This is a genomic window from Prevotella lacticifex, assembly GCF_019973375.1.
GTDB classification, from domain to species: domain Bacteria; phylum Bacteroidota; class Bacteroidia; order Bacteroidales; family Bacteroidaceae; genus Prevotella; species Prevotella lacticifex.
Window position 1 is genome coordinate 898,037 of record NZ_BPTV01000001.1, and the last position, 17,287, is coordinate 915,323.

Below are 17,287 nucleotides of genomic sequence, written 5' to 3' on the forward strand. Positions count from 1 at the left end.
TCGGCTAATGAAAGGATAAAGGCAAAATGAAAACGTACGGAAAAATCAAACTCGCTGCTGTCGTGGTTGTATGCCTGATCGTTGTGGTGGCTGTATTATGTATGTGTCATGCTGCCAAGAGTGTGACGGCGGGGCATCAGACCGAAGTTGTGGTCACACCGACCCCCGTCAATCTCGATTCCATACGTGCCATAGGCCAGTGGGCGTTTCTCACCGTGGAGATGGACGAGGTCGTGGACACCGTCGACCGTGGGCTCTTCTCGTCCGACCGAATCAGTGTGGCCTATCACGGCACCCTGCATTATGGCATCGATGTTGCTGAGGCGCGCCCCGGCTGGGTGACCATCGCCGGCGATACCGCTGTTAGCGTGGTGCTCCCGCCGGTGAAACTTCTCGACGACAGATTCCTCGATGAGCGCAACGTGAAGGTCTACGAGGGACGCGACGATATGGACTTCATTAACAAGCCGACGGTGAGGGCTGCCCTCGTGAGGAAGGCTAAGGCCGCCATGATTCGCCGTGGCAGGGAGAATATTCCCGAGGCACGCGGCAAAGCTGAGGCTGAAGTGCGCCGGATCTTCTCACAGCATGGCTACAAGAAGATTGTGGTTCGCTTCGAGGATGATAATAAAAAGTAGGACAGGAGATTATGATGCGCTGGCTGACGATAATCCTGCTCGCCCTCACCACCATTAGTGCGGGTGCCCAGACGGAGTTTTCCGTGGTGGAATTGAACACGGAGAACCTCTTCGACACGGTGCATGACGCCAATAAGGACGATTATGAATTTCTGCCCTCGTCGAGCCATAGGTGGACGAGCTACCGCTACTGGGAGAAACTAAACAAAATCGGACAGGAGATTATAGCCTGCGGTAGCGACTCCGGTGGATGGTCACTGCCCGATGTGGTGGCACTCTGTGAGGTCGAGAACGATACCGTCCTGCGCGATCTCACCAAGCGGTCGGTGCTGAGGAAAGCCCGGTATGACTATGTTATGACCTCTTCGCCCGACATCCGTGGCATCGATGTGGCCCTTCTCTTCTCCCCGTTTTCCTTCGGTTTCATCAGCAGCAATTCCTTCCGTGTGCGCCCTCTGAAGGATATGCGCCCTACGAGAGATATCCTCTATGTGTCGGGACGGATTATCACCGGCGATACTCTCCATTTCTTCGTTGTCCATGCGCCGAGCCGCTCGGGTGGCGAATTGCAGACTCGAGCCTACCGCATGGCCGTGGCTGAGCGGCTGTGTGAGGCTGTCGACTCGGTGCGGCGGTTGTCGCCGGAGGCACATATCATCGTCCTCGGCGACTTCAACGACTATTCCACGAGCCGTGCCGTCGAGTTTATCTGCTCCCACGGACTCGTCAACGTGTCGGCGGGGGCCGTGGGAACGCATGGTGCCAAGGGCACCTACCGCTATCATGGCGAGTGGGGGAGTCTCGACCAGATAATCGTCAGCAGCAGTCTCGCGCCCCACGTCGTAGGATGCCGTATCGTCGACGAGCCGTTTCTCCTTGAAGAGGATAAAAAATACGGCGGGGTGAAACCCCACCGTTTCTTTCTCGGACCACGCTATCTTGGCGGTTTCAGCGACCATCTGCCTCTCAAGATGCGTCTTTCTCTTTAATCTGCTCCTGCTCAGCGCGTTGTCGGCGTGCCTCCTCGCGCAGCCGTTTCGACTCGTCAAGCATCTTTGTGGCACGCTCTTTGGCTATGCGGGCGGGCTCATTGTCGGGGTCGGTGTTCAGATCGATGCGCATGGTGTCGGCCCGCGCTATCAAGTCCTTGACGACCTCACCGCCGCAGATGAGTCCGGCCGTGGCGGGCACCCATGCGTTCGACGACGGTATGGTGTGGCGGTCGGTACATTTCCGCATGTCCTTGTTGGGGCAGATGCAGTGGAACCGGCAGGAAATTTCCGGCTGGTCGATGCTCTCCAAGGGCTCCTCGGGGCTGTACACCACCTTCAGGTGGTCGACATCAGTCTTGCGGAGCTTCTTTCGGAGAACCTTGGCCAAGGGGTCCATCTTCGTCTTGAAGAGGTCGGTGACCTCAAATTTCGTGGCGTCGAGCTTGTAGGCGGCGCCAAGGCAGGAGATGATAGGTATGCCGAGGCGGTGGCAACGCTGGATAATGTCGAGTTTGGCCGTCACGGTGTCGATACAGTCGACAACATAATCGTAGTCGTTGAAGTCGAACATATCGGCCTTTTCGGGGAGATAGAAGGTCTGATATTTCCTCACGATGCATCTCGGATTGATGTCGTGGATGCGCGCTTCGGCCACGTCGACCTTATGTTTGCCGACGGTAGAGATGGTGGCGAGAATCTGTCGGTTGACATTTGTCAGGCAGACGCGGTCGTCATCGATGATGTCTATGGCTCCCACACCGCTGCGGGCGAGCACCTCGACGACGTAGCCTCCTACGCCTCCTACGCCGAAAACGGCCACCCGCGACCCGTTCAGAGTGTCGATGGCGGGCTTGCCAAGAAGTAGTTGTGTTCTCGAAAACTGGTTCTGCATTATGTTTGCTGTCCTTTCTTGCTGTTGATAGTGTTATCCTGAATATTGTCTGATACCGTCATTTGCCTGCACGTGAGCTGCCGTCGTGGCTGGCTCCTGTCGTTGCAAGGGCTATCCTCGTGGGCTCGACGGTTATGAGCCTGCGCTTGTAGAGGTCGCCGATGGCACGCTTGAAGACTTTCTTCGAGACGTGGAACTCGTGCTTGATGTCCTCAGCATCGGTCTTGTCGCCCATATTGCAGACCCCATTGTGGCTCTTGAGGTAGTCGAGGAGCACCTTGGCGAAATCCTCTGTCTGCCTTATTCCCGTGGGTTGTAGCGTGCAGTCGATTTTTCCGTCGGTGCGGATGACATCGATATATCCGTCCATGCGGTCGCCGCTGTGGACATATTTGAATATCTGGTCGTCGTAGATGAGGCCGTCGTATTTGTTGTCGATGATGACTTTAAAGCCGAGGTCGGTCTTCTGCCATACGAGAAGGTCGACTTTCGAACCGTGATGGTAAACTTTCGGGTCGGCATCGGCGATATTTCCGAGGAATTTGTCAATCTTCGCCGAGGCCACAAGTCGGTAGCTCTCTTCGTCGACATATATATAAACGATGTACATCTCGCCGACTTCCATCTTGCGTTTCTGCTCGCGGAAGGGGCAGAAGAGGTTCTTCGTCACTCCCCAGTCGAGGAAGGCTCCGTACTGGTTTACCCATGCACACTCCAAGTAGGCGAACTCGCTGGCCTGTGCGAAAGCCTTTTCGGTGGTGGCCACGGGGCGCTCGTCCTGGTCGAGATAAACGAAGGCCGTGACTTCGTCGCCAATTTCCGTACCTTCGGGCACATACTTTTCCGGCATCAGAATCTCACCGTCGTCGCCTCCGTCGAGATAAAGTCCGAACTCTTCCTTGTCGCCAATGCGGGCACCGGTGTGCTTGTAAGCTTTCTTGACGACCCTAAGCTTGTTGTATTTTCCTAATTCTATTCTCGCCATAATATTCTGTGGGATGTTAAAAATGTCTTTGAGGGATAATGAAATCAGCCAGATGGGACGATGAAATCAGCCCAATAACGCGGTGAAATCAGCAATGTGGTTTGATGGGACCGGCCGATTTATTATTCGGATTCAACCAAAAGCCGTGATGGCATGCGCCGAATTGATCATCTGGAAAGTCGGTCGTGGGCTATACGCTTGTTTCTGCCGCTGCGTCTTGCGGGTCGATAATCTGTCCGTCTTTAAGATGAATGGTGCGGTCAGTGATAGCCGCGAGATTCTCATCGTGGGTGACGATGACGAAGGTCTGGCCGAATTTGTCGCGCAGGTCGAAGAAAAGCTGGTGGAGCTCGGCTTTGTTTTTCGAGTCGAGTGAGCCCGACGGCTCGTCAGCAAGGATCACTGCCGGATTGTTGACCAGGGCTCTTGCTACGGCCACACGCTGCTTCTCGCCTCCCGAAAGCTCGTTGGGCTTGTGGTTGGCACGGTCGGCAAGTCCCATAAAATCAAGGAGCTCCGTGGCACGTTCCCGTGCTTCCGATGTCTTTTTCCCCGCGATGAAGGCCGGAATCATGATATTCTCGATGGCTGTGAACTCGGGTAGCAGCTGGTGAAACTGGAATACGAATCCAACGTGGGTGTTGCGGAAATCGCTCAGTTTGTTTGTCGACAAGGAGCCGACGTCCACTCCGTCAACGACGATGCTGCCGCTGTCGGGCTTGTCGAGGGTGCCGATTATCTGCAGAAGAGTCGTCTTGCCGGCTCCTGACGGTCCTACTATGCTCACCACCTCGCCCTTGTCGATGTGGAGACTGATGCCTTTCAGCACCTGCAGGGAGCCAAAGCTCTTGGTAATATTCTGTACGTCAATCATATAGTATATAACAATCGTTGCTAAATTAGTGTTTTCTGTTTCTTTCTCAGTTTGTCTCGGAGCCAGTCGTAGGCCGATCTCTCCTCCGTATGCTGCGGTTCGGCGAAGGTCATGAGTTCTGACGACTCGCCGTACTGGTCGGGATAAATGATCATTATGCTCCTTCCGCTGAAGTACTGGTCAATCTCATGTGGCAGGTTTTCGAGGGCTGTCTTGAACGAAATGGTGCCCTTTCGTGCCGTCACGACTACGAAAATGTGGTCGCTTTTGATGTTTGCGGCCAGTTCGGGAAGTTCGTTCCAGTGCTTCATCTCGACATATTCGGCCCGTACATTCGGATGGCGGTTGGTGATGAACTCGTGGATTAGCGCCAGCGATTTGTCACGGCCGTGGAACTCTATGCGGCAGTCGAGGTTGCGCGACATGCGGGCCATGCGCTCGAGCCAGCGGTTAAAGCCCGGCTCAAATTCAGCTCTCGACGGTACGGCCACGACTATCTTGCGGACGGTGTTGAGCGGTTGCATGATGCGGGCAATGATGATTTGCCGGTTCAAACCGTTGTAGAGGCTCTGCGTGAACTGTCCCCAGAATCCTTTCGACACCTCGGGATGGAAGTGCAAACCCATTATTATCTCACTGGCCTGGAACTCGCGGAAAGCGTGTTTTATGCCGTTGGCGATGTTCGTTGCTATGCGGACCTGCGTCTGAACGGGCACGTCGGCGGCACTGCACGTATGCTTTATATGCTCCATAAGGCGGCGTCCGTCCTCCTGGTTCTTCGATGCGTTGATGTCGTCGTAGACAACATTGAGGGCTATGAGGCCCCGGTTCAGCCTGCTGTCGCGCATGAGCGTGGCGAGAGTGATGAGGCTGTCGGCATATTCGGGGTACTTCACGGCCACGAGAATCTTCTCGTCGTCGCCCTCGTTTCGCGGTGTCGGATTCTCCTTTTCGTGCAGCCGCAATTTTCGTGCCGCATTTTCCGTGATGACCGACGAGATGATGCACGTGAAGAGAATCATCAGAACGACACCGTTGAGAACCTCATTGTCGAGGAGCGTATGGCCCGGCGACACCTCTAATCCTATGCCCACCATGACCATGGCTATGGCTCCGGCGGCGTGGGCTGAGGTAAGTCCGAACATGAGGTCGCCCCACAGCCGCGGCATCCTGAAGAATGATGTTGTGGCGTAGGCTGCTAAAGCCTTGCCGAGGGTGCCGAAAATCACCAGGCAGAGCATGATGGTGAGAATGGTGCTGCCGTGGAAGAGCAGCCGGATATTGATGAGCATGCCGACACCGATGAGAAAATAGGGGATAAAAATGGCATTGCCCGTGAACTCGATGCGGTTCATCAGCGGCGATACTTTCGGTATGAAGCGGTTCATGACCAGTCCGGCGAAGAATGCTCCGAATATTCCCTCAAGGCCGATAAAGTCGGAGAGAGCCGCGCTGAGGAAGAGAATGGCGATGACGTAGGTGAACTGCATAACCGCGTCGGAGTACTTCCTGAGGAACCAACGGGTGAACCTGGGAATGACGACGAGCATGAAGGCGCAGAAAACCACTATCTTAGCTACGAACAACAGCCAGAACGCCCAACTCGACGTGCCCTGAGCAGAGTTGACGATGGCCGCCAAGACGACGAGCGCCAAGAAGAGCGAAATCATTGACGAGCCCACACTGAGCGTCGAAGCCGTCGACCGCTGCAGGCCATAGCGCCCCACGATGGGGTAGGCGATGAGAGTGTTGGAGGCCATCATACAGCCGATGAGCATCGATGCCTGCATGCTCAGATGGAGAATCGACAACGATGCCCACACGGTAAGCACCATCGGCAGCGAGAACGTGAGCAGACCGAAGATGCCGACCCGCATTCTGTTCTTCTTCAGACCCTCGAGATCCATCTCCAGTCCGGCTAAAAACATGATGTAGAAGAGCCCCACACGGCCGAAGAGCTCAAAGGAGTCGTCGCGCTTGAGGATGTTCAGGCCGTATTTTCCCACCACTATTCCGGCGAGGACCAGTCCTATGAGGTGCGGAATGCGCAGCCGGCCCATGACTATCGGCGAAAAAAGGATAATCAGGAGCACGACGAAGAAGATCAGCGTCGGGTCGGTTATGGGGAAATATAGTGACCAGTCGGGCATGTGACGGATATGTTTTCTGCTTTATAACATGCAAAGTTACGAAAAAATAGTGCTTTGCTGACATAATGACCGCTGAAATTTTGCGTTTTCAAATGAAATATCTAATTTTGCAAACGTATTTACTGCAAAATATAATAAAAGGATTAGATTATGAGAGTAGCTATTGTTGGTGCAAGCGGTGCCGTAGGTCAGGAGTTCCTGCGCATTCTCGCCCAGAGAGATTTCCCTATCGATGACCTGTTGCTGTTCGGCTCGAAGAGGTCGGCCGGACGGAAATATTCTTTTAAGGGAAAGGAATATACTGTTAAGGAACTTCAGCACAACGACGACTTCAAGGGTGTCGATATAGCCTTCACCAGTGCCGGTGGCGGCACGTCGGCCGAGTTCGCTGAGACGATAACAAAGTATGGTGCCGTGATGATCGACAACAGTTCGCAGTTCCGTATGGACGACGACGTGCCATTGGTCGTTCCGGAAATCAACCCCGAGGATGCCCTCAAGCGTCCCCGCGGCATTATTGCCAATCCTAACTGCACAACGATAATGATGGTTGTGGTGCTGAATCCTATCGACAAGCTCAGCCATATCAAGAAGATTCACGTGTCGAGCTATCAGAGCGCGAGCGGTGCCGGAGCAGCTGCAATGAAGGAACTGGAGCAGCAGTATAAGGAGATGGTTGAGGACGGAAAGGTCAGCACAATCAACAAGTTCCCCCATCAGTTGGCATATAATGTCATTCCTCAGATTGACAAGATGACCCCCAACGACTACACCAAGGAGGAGATGAAGATGTACAACGAGACCCGCAAGATTATGCACTCCGACGTCCGGACGAGTGCTACCTGCGTTCGTGTGTCGTCGTTGCGGTCACACTCCGAGAGCGTATGGTTCGAAACCGAGCGTCCGCTGAGCGTTGAGGAGATTCGTGAGGCCCTGAAAGCCGCTCCCGGAGTGACGCTTGTCGACGATCCTCAGAACTATGTCTACCCGATGCCGCTCGATTCGGCCGGAAAGGACGATGTCTTCGTGGGCCGCATCCGCAAGGACCTTGCCGACGACAATAGCAATACGCTGTGGCTCACCGGCGATCAGATTCGCAAGGGTGCAGCTCTGAACGCTGTCCAGATAGCCGAATATCTGATTAAGGTTGGCGACGTGAAGTAATTGGAGCTACCATTTACGGCAAGGAGAAGAACCTCTTACGCCGGCGAAACGAATTATTTATCAATATTATAGCCACCGTTTCCTGTTTAGTGGAGATTCTTCCACACTGTAGGAAACGGTGGCTATTCCATTTTATGGTGACGCTTTTACCCTCCGTCAGCCACCGGTAACGCCCCTCGCGGCCACTGCTCTGTTGTCGCTGACCGTTTTTGTAACTGTCTGAAAAAGTGAAATTTAGATCACCGTTGAAGCTCTATTGCAGGTGATTCCCGGTTCTATTTGTGCTTCTTGTAGTATGCTACTGCTGCCGCCACATTAGCTTTGACGGCTCGAGACGACATTGTTGCTCCCGACACAGCATCGACCGCGGCAGCCTTCTTGAGGCTCTTACCGGCCATCTGCGGAAGGAGCTGACGGGCCACCTTGCTGAAAATCTGCGGTGTCTCCGCGTTTTTGAGGGCCACAACCTTCACGACCTTGTTGCCCTGGATATAAACCTCCAACGGTGTGGTGCTGCGATAGCCCCGCTGACCGCACAGGGTGGTGGTGTTGACGATGTAAGTATTTCCTTGACGGCGCATGACATTATTGTCGTTGGCCGACGCCAAGGCTACTCCCGAGGCAATGATTGCCGCTGCGGCTACTGCCAAAACATTCTTTTTCATCATTGTTTTTATTTCGTTTTTTTGAAGGAAAGAATCCTTTACTTTCCCATGAATTTTGAATCTATATAGCTGTTGAACGCATCCTTGTAGAGGTCGCCGACAGGAATATTCGTGTCCTCGTCCATGATGACGCGGTTTTTTATCACCTCCTGAATCTTCGAAAGGTTGATGATGAACGACCTGTGGACACGCATGAACTTCGATTTCGGCAGCCGGTCCTCGAGCTTTTTCATACTCAGCAGGACGATGACGGGCTTCTGTCGGCCGTCGGTGTGAATCTTCAAGTATTCGCTCATGCCCTCGATGAATCTTATATCATCGATTTTTATGCGTACTATCCTGTGCTCGGTCTTGAAGAAAATGGAGTCGTCGCTGTCGACCTGCAACACTATCGGCTCGTTATGGCGCAGGTCGTATTGTTCTTTTACCTTCGCCGCCGCGCGCCGGAAATCGGCCATCGAGAACGGTTTGAGCAGATAGTCTACGGCGTTGACCTTGTAGCCGTCGACGGCATAGTCGCTGTAGGCCGTCGTGAAGACAACCAGCGGCGGTACGTCGAGACTCTTGACGAAGTCCATGCCGTTGACGTCGGGCATATTGATGTCGATGAACAGCGCGTCGATGGGCTCGCGGTCCATAATCTCCTTTGCTTCCGGAGCACTCTGGCACTCGCCGGCAAGCTCAAGAAATTCCACTTTCTTTATGTATGTCGCCAACTGCCTCAGGGCCAGTGGCTCATCGTCGATAGCCAATACTCTTATCATGATTTTATCCTTTTGGTTCGTCGGCCGCAAACCTCAGCGGAATGTCGAGCCTTACAAAATATGTATCTTCTCTGTCGTTGATGTCGAGCGTGTAGTCGTTGCCGTAGATGAGGTCGAGACGCTTGCGCGTGTTGGCCAGCCCTACACCGCCGTGCTCCTCGGTGCTCTCCTTGTGCTTCGAGTTCTCGCAGGTGAACAGCAACCGCCCGTGGTCAACATGCGTCGTGATGTGGATGAAGCTCCGGTGCTGATAGCTCACCCCATGCTTGAAGGCGTTCTCGACGTAGGTGATGGTAATGAGCGGAGCTATGAGGGCATCGGGCAAATTGTCGTCGCGGTCGGTCTTTATGTCGACCTTGTCGGAATAGCGCAACCGCATGAGCTCTATGTAGTTGTCGATGAAGTTACACTCCTTCCTCAAACTCGTCAATGGACGGTTGCCGTCGTAGAGAACGTAGCGCATGAGCTTCGACAACTCGATTATACTCTCCTTGGCCTCCTCGGGATCGATGTCGACCAGCGCGTGGATATTGTTGAGGGTGTTCATGAAGAAGTGCGGGTTTATCTGAAATTTCAGATATTCCAGTTGCTGGTTCAGGTTCTCGTTCATGAGCCTCTGGAGTTTCTTCTCGTTCTCGTTCTGCTTGAAGAGCAGTTTCACGCTGAGGTTCATGCCGAACATCAGGACGAGAATGATGACGCTGACGAAGTCGACTTGGTCGACAAAGAATGGGCGATGGTGACGGCCCGGAGGCGGCAAGGGACGCGGCTGACTGCCGTCGACCATCTCTTTGCGGTCCTTATGGAAGTGATGCGGCCGTGGCGGTCGGGCGTTGAACTGGTAGATGCCGAAAGCGACGACGATGATGGTGACGAGGCCGAAGTATAGCTTGCGCCGGTTCTTGTAGATGATGAGCGGGGCGAGAAAGCAGTTGTGGATGATGAATATGGCGAGGAAGGCGCCCTCGGCAGTCCACACCCTCGTGAGCTCGTCCCACTGGAAGGGCTCGTCGGTGCTGTTGCGTGTGCGCAGGTACATCATCACGAAGGGAATGACGAAGATCATCAGCCAGCAGAAAGCATAGATGAGGGCCTCGGTGTGCTTGCGCAGAAACGTTATGATGTTCTTTCTCGACATTGCTGAGCTTATATAATGTTGGATTGTGACGGCAAAAGTAGGCAATATAAATTTAACGGCCAAAAACATTCAACGAAAATGTTGTAGTGCTCAGCGAACGGGCTCGCGGCGGGGAGTAAAGGAGGTTGGAAGGCGGGGTGAGGGGCGGGAAGGAGCGCGGCGAATTGTAATTCGCCGAACGCTACGTGGATAAACCATGAGATGGCGGACGAGGGAAGGGGACGAGCGGGTGCTCTGTCACTTTGGCAGATGCCGCGGGGTGTGGATGCCTCGCTCTGACACGATGGCGCTTGAGGCTGAAGCTGACGGGTGGATGGCGGCTGCATGATGTCATCGTCAAGGATTTAATAGGGGAAAAGGATGGAGATTATTGTAAAGATATTTCGTATTAAACGACAGAAATGACCGGCTCTGTAACTCGTTCATAACCAGACGGATAGAAATACATGCCATTTGGCGTTCTAAAACGGCCCATTTCGCAAGCTAAAACAGGCCGTTTTGCAATGCGAAACGGGCCGTTTGAGAACGCGAAACGGTATGTATGAGAATGGTGTTAAGATTTTTCGCACTCTTGGGATCATCTTGTGGGCTCTGCTAACGGTTTCAGACCATTGGTCGTGGCGGGCTGCTTGACTCTGCACATCGGTTTCTGCCTCACCGGGTAAGTGATTGTCAGCCTGCTTTTGCCGGTCGCGAATAATGAGAAAATACTAATGAATCAAATCGCGCAATCCTTTGGCTGTTTCCGTTAATCTGTGTACCTTTGCAATGTTTTATGCGAGATGATAACAATACTGTAATATAATGAAAAGAAAAATCTTATTGTTGGGTCTGGCCATGGCCTTTACCGGCGCTTTCGCCCAGACCCCGGTGTCGGGTATCGACCCAAGCAATCTCGACACATCAGTGCGTCCCGGCGACGACTTCTATCACTATGCTGCCGGCGGTTGGCTAAAGAGTCACCCCCTGGACGCTGAACATTCGGAGAACGGTGCGTTCGTCGACCTCTACGAACTCAACCAGAAGCGCATTCAGGACCTTATCCTGCAATATGCCAACAGCCCGCAGCAGAAAGGCTCTCTGGGTCAGAAGATTGGCTCGCTCTATAAGCTGATGATGGACAGCGTGCGACTGAACCGGGAGGGATGGGCTCCGCTGAAACCGACCCTCGACCGCATCGCTGCCATAAAGACTCCGCGCGAGTATCAGATTGTCACCGCAGCCCTCGACCGCAACGGCGAGAACACGATGATGTACGGCATAGGCATCGACGCCGACCAGCGCAATTCGGCATGGAACCTCGTAAACATCGGACAGGGAGGATTAGGTCTCGGCACGCGCGACTACTACACTTCTGACAACCCCGACAACAAGAAGGTGCTCGAGGCTTACAAGACTTATCTTACGAAGCTCTTCATGCTCGTGGGCAATGATGAGGCTACGGCCAAGAGCAAAATGCAGAAAGTCATCGACATTGAAACCCAGATAGCAAAGGCAAGCTACGATGAGGTGAAACTGCGCGACATCGATGCCAACTATCACAAGATGACATACACCGACCTCGTCGACCAGTTCCCCGGCATCGACTGGGGTAACGTGCTCTTAGCCAGTGGTCTGCCGGCCATCGACACCATCGATGTGGCTGAGCCAGAACCAATCCACGAGGTCGAGAAAATCCTTGCCAACACCCCGCTCGACGACCTCAAGACGTATGCTGAGGCAAAGGTCATAAGTGGTGCTACGGGACGTCTGAGCGACGACTTCCGCAAGGTGGAGTTCGAGCTCGACGCAGCCCTCAGTGGTGTCAAGCAGGACCGTCCGCGGTGGAAGAGAGCCGTGAGCCTCGTAAGCGGCAGTCTCGGTGAGGCTATCGGTAAGCTGTATGTCGAGAAGTACTTCCCCGAGAGCTCAAAGAAGAAGATGCTCGACCTCGTGCATAATCTCCAGACAGCCCTCGCCCAGCGCATCGACCAGGCTACGTGGATGAGTCAGGCAACGAAGGCACAGGCTAAGGACAAGCTACAGAACTTCATAATAAAAATCGGTTATCCCGATAAGTGGAAGGACTACAGCGGACTGCAGGTCGACGACTCGCTGAGCCTCTACGAGAATATGAAGCGCATATCGCGATGGGCTGTCGACAAGGTGATTGCCGAGAAGGTGAACAAGAAGGTCGACAAGATGGAGTGGGGGATGACTCCGCAGACCATCAACGCATATTATAATCCGTCGACAAACGAGATTTGCTTCCCCGCAGCCATCCTTCAGCCACCGTTCTTCGACCCCAACGCCGACGATGCTGTCAACTACGGTGCCATCGGCGGTGTCATCGGCCACGAGATGAGCCACGGCTTCGACGACCAGGGCGCTCAGTTCGACAAGTACGGCAATCAGCACGACTGGTGGACGGCTCAGGACAAGAAGAACTTCGACGCCAGGACAAATGTGCTCGCCGACTACTTCTCCAACTTTGAGGTTCTGCCGGGGGTGAAAATCAACGGTAAGCAGACCCTCGGTGAGAATATCGGCGATAATGGCGGACTGAATATCGCATTCACTGCCCTCCAGAACGACATGAAGAGCCATGCTCTGACAACTGTTAACGGATTCACTCCCGAACAGCGGTTCTTCCTCGCTTGGGCACGCGTGTGGGCCAGCAACGCCACACCTGAGGTGGTGAAGTATCTGTGCACCGTCGATGTTCACTCGCCAAACATGGCTCGCGTTAACGCTGCACTGCCGCAGATCGACGCATGGTATAAGGCTTTCAACGTGAAGAAAGGTGATAAGATGTTCGTGCCGAAAAATAAGAGAGCACACATCTGGTAACAGTTACTATATATAATAATGTGGCGGGCGATGAGTCGATTCCCCTCAATAGCAGGGAAACGGATCATCGCCCGTCTTTTTGTGGCTGACATAATGGCACAGTGACTTGTCAATCTCTCCCGGCTGCCACGGCGGAAATGCCGTTTGGCATAATGTTTGTTTAATATCCGGCGGACAAGAAAGTCCACCAACATATTAATAACGAAAAATAAAAATAAAAAATATACTATTATGGGAAAGATTATTGGAATTGACTTAGGAACAACCAACAGTTGTGTTGCCGTTTTCGAGGGCAACGAACCTACAGTTATCGCTAACTCAGAAGGCAAACGCACCACACCGTCAGTGGTGGGATTCGTCGAGGGCGGCGAGCGCAAGATTGGTGACCCGGCAAAGCGCCAGGCTATCACCAACCCGAAGAACACCGTCTACTCCATCAAGCGGTTCATGGGTGAGACCTACGACCAGAGTCGTAAGGAGGCCGAGCGGGTGCCGTACACAGTCGTCAACGACAATGGATATCCAAAGGTGCAGATTGCCGACAGAAAATATACTCCGCAGGAAATATCAGCAATGATCCTGCAGAAGATGAAGAAAACTGCTGAGGACTTCCTCGGACAGGAGGTGACCGACGCTGTCATCACCGTTCCGGCTTACTTCTCCGACTCTCAGCGTCAGGCCACTAAGGAGGCTGGTACCATCGCCGGACTCAACGTCCGCCGTATCGTCAACGAGCCTACGGCAGCAGCTCTCGCCTATGGTGTCGACAAAGCCAATAAGGATATGAACATCGCGGTGTTCGACCTCGGTGGTGGTACGTTCGATATCTCGATCCTGAACTTCGGCGGCGGCGTATTCGAGGTGCTCTCGACCAATGGTGATACACACCTCGGTGGTGATGACTTCGACCAGGTAATCATCGACTGGCTCGTAAAGGGATTCAAGGACGAGAACGGTATCGACCTCTCTACCGACCCGATGGCTATGCAGCGCCTCAAGGAGGCTGCCGAGAAGGCAAAGATTGAGCTCTCAAGCTCGACAACAACAGAGATCAACCTGCCTTATATCACCGCTGTAGGAGGTACACCAAAGCACTTGGTGAAGACTCTCACCCGCGCTCAGTTTGAGCAGCTCGCTCACGAGCTTATCCAGGCTTGCCTCGTACCGTGCCAGAACGCTATGCGCGACGCTAAGCTCGACAAGTCGCAGATTGATGAGGTTATCCTCGTAGGTGGCTCAAGCCGTATTCCTGCCGTGCAGCAGCTCGTGAAGAACTACTTCGGTAAGGAGCCTTCGAAGGGCGTCAACCCCGATGAGGTTGTGGCTATGGGTGCTGCCATCCAGGGCGCAGTGCTGAACAAGGAAGCCGGTGTGGGCGATATCGTCCTGCTCGATGTCACTCCGCTGACACTCGGTATCGAGACCATGGGTGGTGTGATGACAAAACTCATCGATGCCAATACTACCATTCCTTGCAAGAAGAGTGAGGTGTTCTCGACGGCTGCCGACAACCAGACAGAGGTTACCATCCACGTTCTGCAGGGTGAGCGCCCGATGGCCGCACAGAACAAGTCGATTGGCCAGTTTAACCTTACCGGTATCGCTCCCGCACGCCGTGGCGTTCCACAGATTGAGGTTACATTCGATATCGATGCCAACGGTATCCTCAACGTCAGCGCTAAGGATAAGGCTACGGGCAAGGAGCAGAGCATCCGCATCGAGGCTTCAAGCGGTCTGAGCGAGGACGAAATCAAGCGTATGAAGGCTGAGGCAGAGCAGAATGCTGCCGCTGATAAGGCTGAGCGCGACAAGGTTGACAAGCTCAACCAGGCCGACTCGATGATCTTCACCACCGAGAACTTCCTCAAGGATAACGGCGACAAGATTCCGGCCGACAAGAAACCGGCTATCGAGGATGCCCTCAACAAGCTGAAGGATGCCCACAAGGCTGCCGATGTCGCTGCCATCGACCAGGCTATCGCCAACCTCAACAATGCCGTACAGGCCGCATCGGCTCAGATGTACGGCGCTGCCGGTGGTCAGCAGGCTGGTCCTCAGGCCGGTCCTCAGGGTGGTGCCAATGCCGGTGCCGGTTCGCAGAACTCTTCTTCTAACGGCAGTTCCGACGACAACATTCAGGATGCTGACTTCGAGGAGGTGAAGTAAGGACAGAGTAACAAAATAACATAATAAACGGGAAGTAATCCATGTGGGTTGCATCCCGTTTTTTTTCTATTGACAATCTCAATTTGCTTTATGCAGAAAGCAAAAATGCCATTAATATGCTTTTTGCAGAAAGCATGTGACAGAGTAAGGTTTAAAGACATAGTAACATAATAACATAAGAAAAGGGATGTAATCCGATGTAAATTACACCATGTTTCTTTTTGTGTATAGTTCTCAAAATCTTTATCTAATTCTAGTTAATCTTGTACTATGAAACTCGTCTTTTGCCTGCATTGCGTTATAAGAATTATAAAGTCTGTTCTTATATAAGAACTTTTCATTCTCAAAAAGACCTGAGGTACTTGATTTTAGCTTGATGTAAGGTCCTAAATTATCATCTACATATTCTTCCCAACTATAAGCAATTCTATCGTAAGTATCACATTGAGTCAATTCAATCTTAATTGCTGGAGGTTCGTAGTCTTGAGAGAAATTCCGGCCCAAGGGGGATTGTCCGTGGCGGGCGGATGCCGCTGCCTAACCAAAGACGGTAATACATCTATAGAAAAAGAAGGGTATATCCCTTATCCCCTTCAGGCATGACCTGAAGGCTTTCATCTTGGAGTTGAGCGATTCTGCAGAAGCATTAGTGTCTCTGTTGATAAAGTAATTGAGTATCTCGTCCTCGTAGTGCTGGATAGACTGTTTTACGGATTTGATTTCTCTAAGGGTAGATTTGGTGACCTTCTTGTACCATCCTTCAAGCGCTTTCTTCGCAGTCGCCTTGGTGTTAGACTTCGTACGGAAGATTGCTCTGAGATCGTTTATCAGCCAATACGCCTCCTTCAGTTTCGGGAAAAGCCGGAACAGAATTCTTGCCCTCTTCTTCTGGTTTATGCTCCAGTCGCCATAGCATCTGCCCAGTTGCTTCTTGCACCGGGTCAGAGCTTCTACCAAGGTCTCTCCATTGCTCAGCCTCTTGGGCTCAAACCTTGTATTCAGCCGCATTGGCTTGCGGCCTCGGCGCTTACCCTTGCATCGCTTCTTACCTTGCTTTTTCCTGCTGTTACGATAGTACTTGCGTTGCTTGGCGAGTTGTTCCAGGTGTTTCTTGAACTCTGCCTTCTGGCGGTTTACATCCTTGACAGCTTCCCGCTTGTATTTCATGCGCAGTTCCTCGATCCCTTCACCACCTCGTTTCATGACATGGAAGCAGTCGCGTACCACCATGGCATTAGGGAAGGCCATTCTCACGATAGAGCGCATGCTGTCGCTCAGGTCCATGGAGACCAGCCCTACCGCTTCCCGATCCTTTTGCGGCATCTTTCTCAGGGCTTTGGCAACTGTCTCGGGGTCGGTGCCCTTGACAATAGCAACGATGGCGCCCTTCTTGCCATGCGCATCCTTGTTGTGGAGAATCGTGTACACCTCATGCCCGAACTCAGACTCGTCAATACCGAGCCTCGGGCCGAGGTTCTTGGCGATAAGTATTCCATCATCGACATTCTCTTTCTTAACCCAAGTGGGAAAATCGCTCAAAGTATCCTTGTAGGCACGCGCAAAAGTGTTGCCCTGGATCATGTAAGTCCAGCTCAGGCTCTTGGCCGTCACTGGCTCATTGTCCATCCGCTCTCTTTAAAAAAAGCGCCAGCTCCTTGGAGTATGACGTACCTTCGCAGACTATCTTCGCTGCCTCTTCCAGAGGAAATGAGACACTCTTACCATCAGCTGTAAGCCAGCGCCGACGACGCACATGAAGTATCGTCTTGCGGTTGCGAACAGGGAAGTCGTATATCATCCTCTCTTCACCGAAGCCGTTTGACTTGACGCCATCAAAGCCCTCTGGACGATTGTCCTTCTCATCAAGATATATGTGAAGCTCGGTCTTGTAAAGCTTCCCGTGATCTTTGGCTGGCTGCTCGTTGAAGTCCACCACGTCAAAGTAGTTAGTCACGCCCTCGGGGAGGATATATATCGCTAAACCTTTGTAGAAGTCTATCTTTTCTTGTTCCATGACCGCAAAGGTAAGC

Annotated in this window: 14 protein-coding genes; 5 read left to right on the top strand and 9 right to left on the bottom strand. The window is 52.9% G+C overall.

Going from position 1 to position 17,287, the window contains the following annotated elements; translation table 11 throughout:
• Positions 1-26 precede the first annotated feature (26 nt).
• The gene (locus tag LDN30_RS03250; protein ID WP_223925352.1) at positions 27-638 is read left to right on the top strand and encodes a DUF4230 domain-containing protein; all 612 of its coding nucleotides are present in this window, start codon (positions 27-29) and stop codon (positions 636-638) included.
• 11 nt (positions 639-649) lie between these two features.
• Positions 650-1,627 (top strand): endonuclease/exonuclease/phosphatase family protein, encoded by a 978-nt coding sequence (locus LDN30_RS03255; protein ID WP_444544209.1) that lies wholly within the window; start codon positions 650-652, stop codon positions 1,625-1,627.
• Here the strand turns inward: LDN30_RS03255 and LDN30_RS03260 are convergent.
• From LDN30_RS03260 to LDN30_RS03275, 4 genes are all read right to left on the bottom strand, one after another.
• Complete coding sequence (locus tag LDN30_RS03260) at positions 1,605-2,522, bottom strand: tRNA threonylcarbamoyladenosine dehydratase (RefSeq protein ID WP_223925353.1); 918 nt, start codon at positions 2,520-2,522, stop codon at positions 1,605-1,607. The two genes, LDN30_RS03255 and LDN30_RS03260, sit on opposite strands and share 23 nt — an antisense overlap.
• A gap of 58 nt (positions 2,523-2,580) precedes the next feature.
• Entirely contained in the window at positions 2,581-3,507 is a 927-nt protein-coding gene (locus tag LDN30_RS03265) for a CvfB family protein (RefSeq protein ID WP_223925355.1), read from the bottom strand.
• A gap of 190 nt (positions 3,508-3,697) precedes the next feature.
• Positions 3,698-4,381, bottom strand: a complete 684-nt coding sequence (locus tag LDN30_RS03270; RefSeq protein WP_223925356.1) for an ABC transporter ATP-binding protein — start codon at positions 4,379-4,381, stop codon at positions 3,698-3,700.
• 20 nt (positions 4,382-4,401) lie between these two features.
• Positions 4,402-6,531, bottom strand: a complete 2,130-nt coding sequence (locus LDN30_RS03275) for a cation:proton antiporter (protein ID WP_223925358.1) — start codon at positions 6,529-6,531, stop codon at positions 4,402-4,404.
• Between the two features lie 150 nt (positions 6,532-6,681).
• On the opposite strand from LDN30_RS03275, the gene LDN30_RS03280 reads away from it, so the two are divergent.
• Positions 6,682-7,695, top strand: a complete 1,014-nt coding sequence (locus LDN30_RS03280) for an aspartate-semialdehyde dehydrogenase (RefSeq protein WP_223928721.1) — start codon at positions 6,682-6,684, stop codon at positions 7,693-7,695.
• A gap of 275 nt (positions 7,696-7,970) precedes the next feature.
• Here LDN30_RS03280 and LDN30_RS03285 read toward each other — a convergent pair whose 3' ends face one another.
• Genes LDN30_RS03285 through LDN30_RS03295 form a run of 3 tightly spaced genes read right to left on the bottom strand, consistent with a single transcriptional unit; the run spans position 7,971 to position 10,262 of the window.
• Positions 7,971-8,363 (bottom strand): FMN-binding protein, encoded by a 393-nt coding sequence (locus tag LDN30_RS03285; RefSeq protein ID WP_306421501.1) that lies wholly within the window; start codon positions 8,361-8,363, stop codon positions 7,971-7,973.
• Between the two features lie 35 nt (positions 8,364-8,398).
• The gene (locus LDN30_RS03290; protein WP_223928722.1) at positions 8,399-9,124 is read right to left on the bottom strand and encodes a LytR/AlgR family response regulator transcription factor; all 726 of its coding nucleotides are present in this window, start codon (positions 9,122-9,124) and stop codon (positions 8,399-8,401) included.
• A gap of 4 nt (positions 9,125-9,128) precedes the next feature.
• Positions 9,129-10,262: a sensor histidine kinase gene (locus tag LDN30_RS03295; protein ID WP_223928723.1), complete on the bottom strand. Its 1,134-nt coding sequence runs from the start codon at positions 10,260-10,262 to the stop codon at positions 9,129-9,131.
• An 804-nt stretch (positions 10,263-11,066) separates the two neighbouring features.
• Between LDN30_RS03295 and LDN30_RS03300 the strand changes: the two genes are divergently transcribed.
• Both LDN30_RS03300 and dnaK read left to right on the top strand, forming a co-directional pair.
• On the top strand, positions 11,067-13,091 hold the full coding sequence (locus LDN30_RS03300; RefSeq protein ID WP_223928724.1) for a M13 family metallopeptidase: 2,025 nt from the start codon (positions 11,067-11,069) through the stop codon (positions 13,089-13,091).
• Between the two features lie 231 nt (positions 13,092-13,322).
• Complete coding sequence (gene dnaK / locus LDN30_RS03305; RefSeq protein WP_223928725.1) at positions 13,323-15,257, top strand: molecular chaperone DnaK; 1,935 nt, start codon at positions 13,323-13,325, stop codon at positions 15,255-15,257.
• A 537-nt stretch (positions 15,258-15,794) separates the two neighbouring features.
• Here the strand turns inward: dnaK and LDN30_RS03310 are convergent.
• The gene (locus LDN30_RS03310; RefSeq protein ID WP_223928430.1) at positions 15,795-16,883 is read right to left on the bottom strand and encodes a transposase; all 1,089 of its coding nucleotides are present in this window, start codon (positions 16,881-16,883) and stop codon (positions 15,795-15,797) included.
• Positions 16,873-17,271 carry an ISAon1 family transposase N-terminal region protein gene (locus LDN30_RS03315; protein WP_223926852.1) on the bottom strand — a complete coding sequence of 133 codons (399 nt, stop codon included), beginning with the start codon at positions 17,269-17,271 and terminating at the stop codon, positions 16,873-16,875. The genes LDN30_RS03310 and LDN30_RS03315 overlap by 11 nt, the downstream gene beginning before the upstream one ends.
• Positions 17,272-17,287 lie beyond the last annotated feature (16 nt).

Bases quoted from the DNA above. Each gene is read 5' to 3' on its own strand.
- LDN30_RS03250 (WP_223925352.1), top strand. From the start codon at position 27: ATGAAAACGTACGGAAAAATCAAACTCGCTGCTGTCGTGGTTGTATGC.
- LDN30_RS03255 (WP_444544209.1), top strand. From the start codon at position 650: ATGATGCGCTGGCTGACGATAATCCTGCTCGCCCTCACCACCATTAGT.
- LDN30_RS03260 (WP_223925353.1), bottom strand. From the start codon at position 2,522: ATGCAGAACCAGTTTTCGAGAACACAACTACTTCTTGGCAAGCCCGCC.
- LDN30_RS03265 (WP_223925355.1), bottom strand. From the start codon at position 3,507: ATGGCGAGAATAGAATTAGGAAAATACAACAAGCTTAGGGTCGTCAAG.
- LDN30_RS03270 (WP_223925356.1), bottom strand. From the start codon at position 4,381: ATGATTGACGTACAGAATATTACCAAGAGCTTTGGCTCCCTGCAGGTG.
- LDN30_RS03275 (WP_223925358.1), bottom strand. From the start codon at position 6,531: ATGCCCGACTGGTCACTATATTTCCCCATAACCGACCCGACGCTGATC.
- LDN30_RS03280 (WP_223928721.1), top strand. From the start codon at position 6,682: ATGAGAGTAGCTATTGTTGGTGCAAGCGGTGCCGTAGGTCAGGAGTTC.
- LDN30_RS03285 (WP_306421501.1), bottom strand. From the start codon at position 8,363: ATGATGAAAAAGAATGTTTTGGCAGTAGCCGCAGCGGCAATCATTGCC.
- LDN30_RS03290 (WP_223928722.1), bottom strand. From the start codon at position 9,124: ATGATAAGAGTATTGGCTATCGACGATGAGCCACTGGCCCTGAGGCAG.
- LDN30_RS03295 (WP_223928723.1), bottom strand. From the start codon at position 10,262: ATGTCGAGAAAGAACATCATAACGTTTCTGCGCAAGCACACCGAGGCC.
- LDN30_RS03300 (WP_223928724.1), top strand. From the start codon at position 11,067: ATGAAAAGAAAAATCTTATTGTTGGGTCTGGCCATGGCCTTTACCGGC.
- dnaK (WP_223928725.1), top strand. From the start codon at position 13,323: ATGGGAAAGATTATTGGAATTGACTTAGGAACAACCAACAGTTGTGTT.
- LDN30_RS03310 (WP_223928430.1), bottom strand. From the start codon at position 16,883: ATGGACAATGAGCCAGTGACGGCCAAGAGCCTGAGCTGGACTTACATG.
- LDN30_RS03315 (WP_223926852.1), bottom strand. From the start codon at position 17,271: ATGGAACAAGAAAAGATAGACTTCTACAAAGGTTTAGCGATATATATC.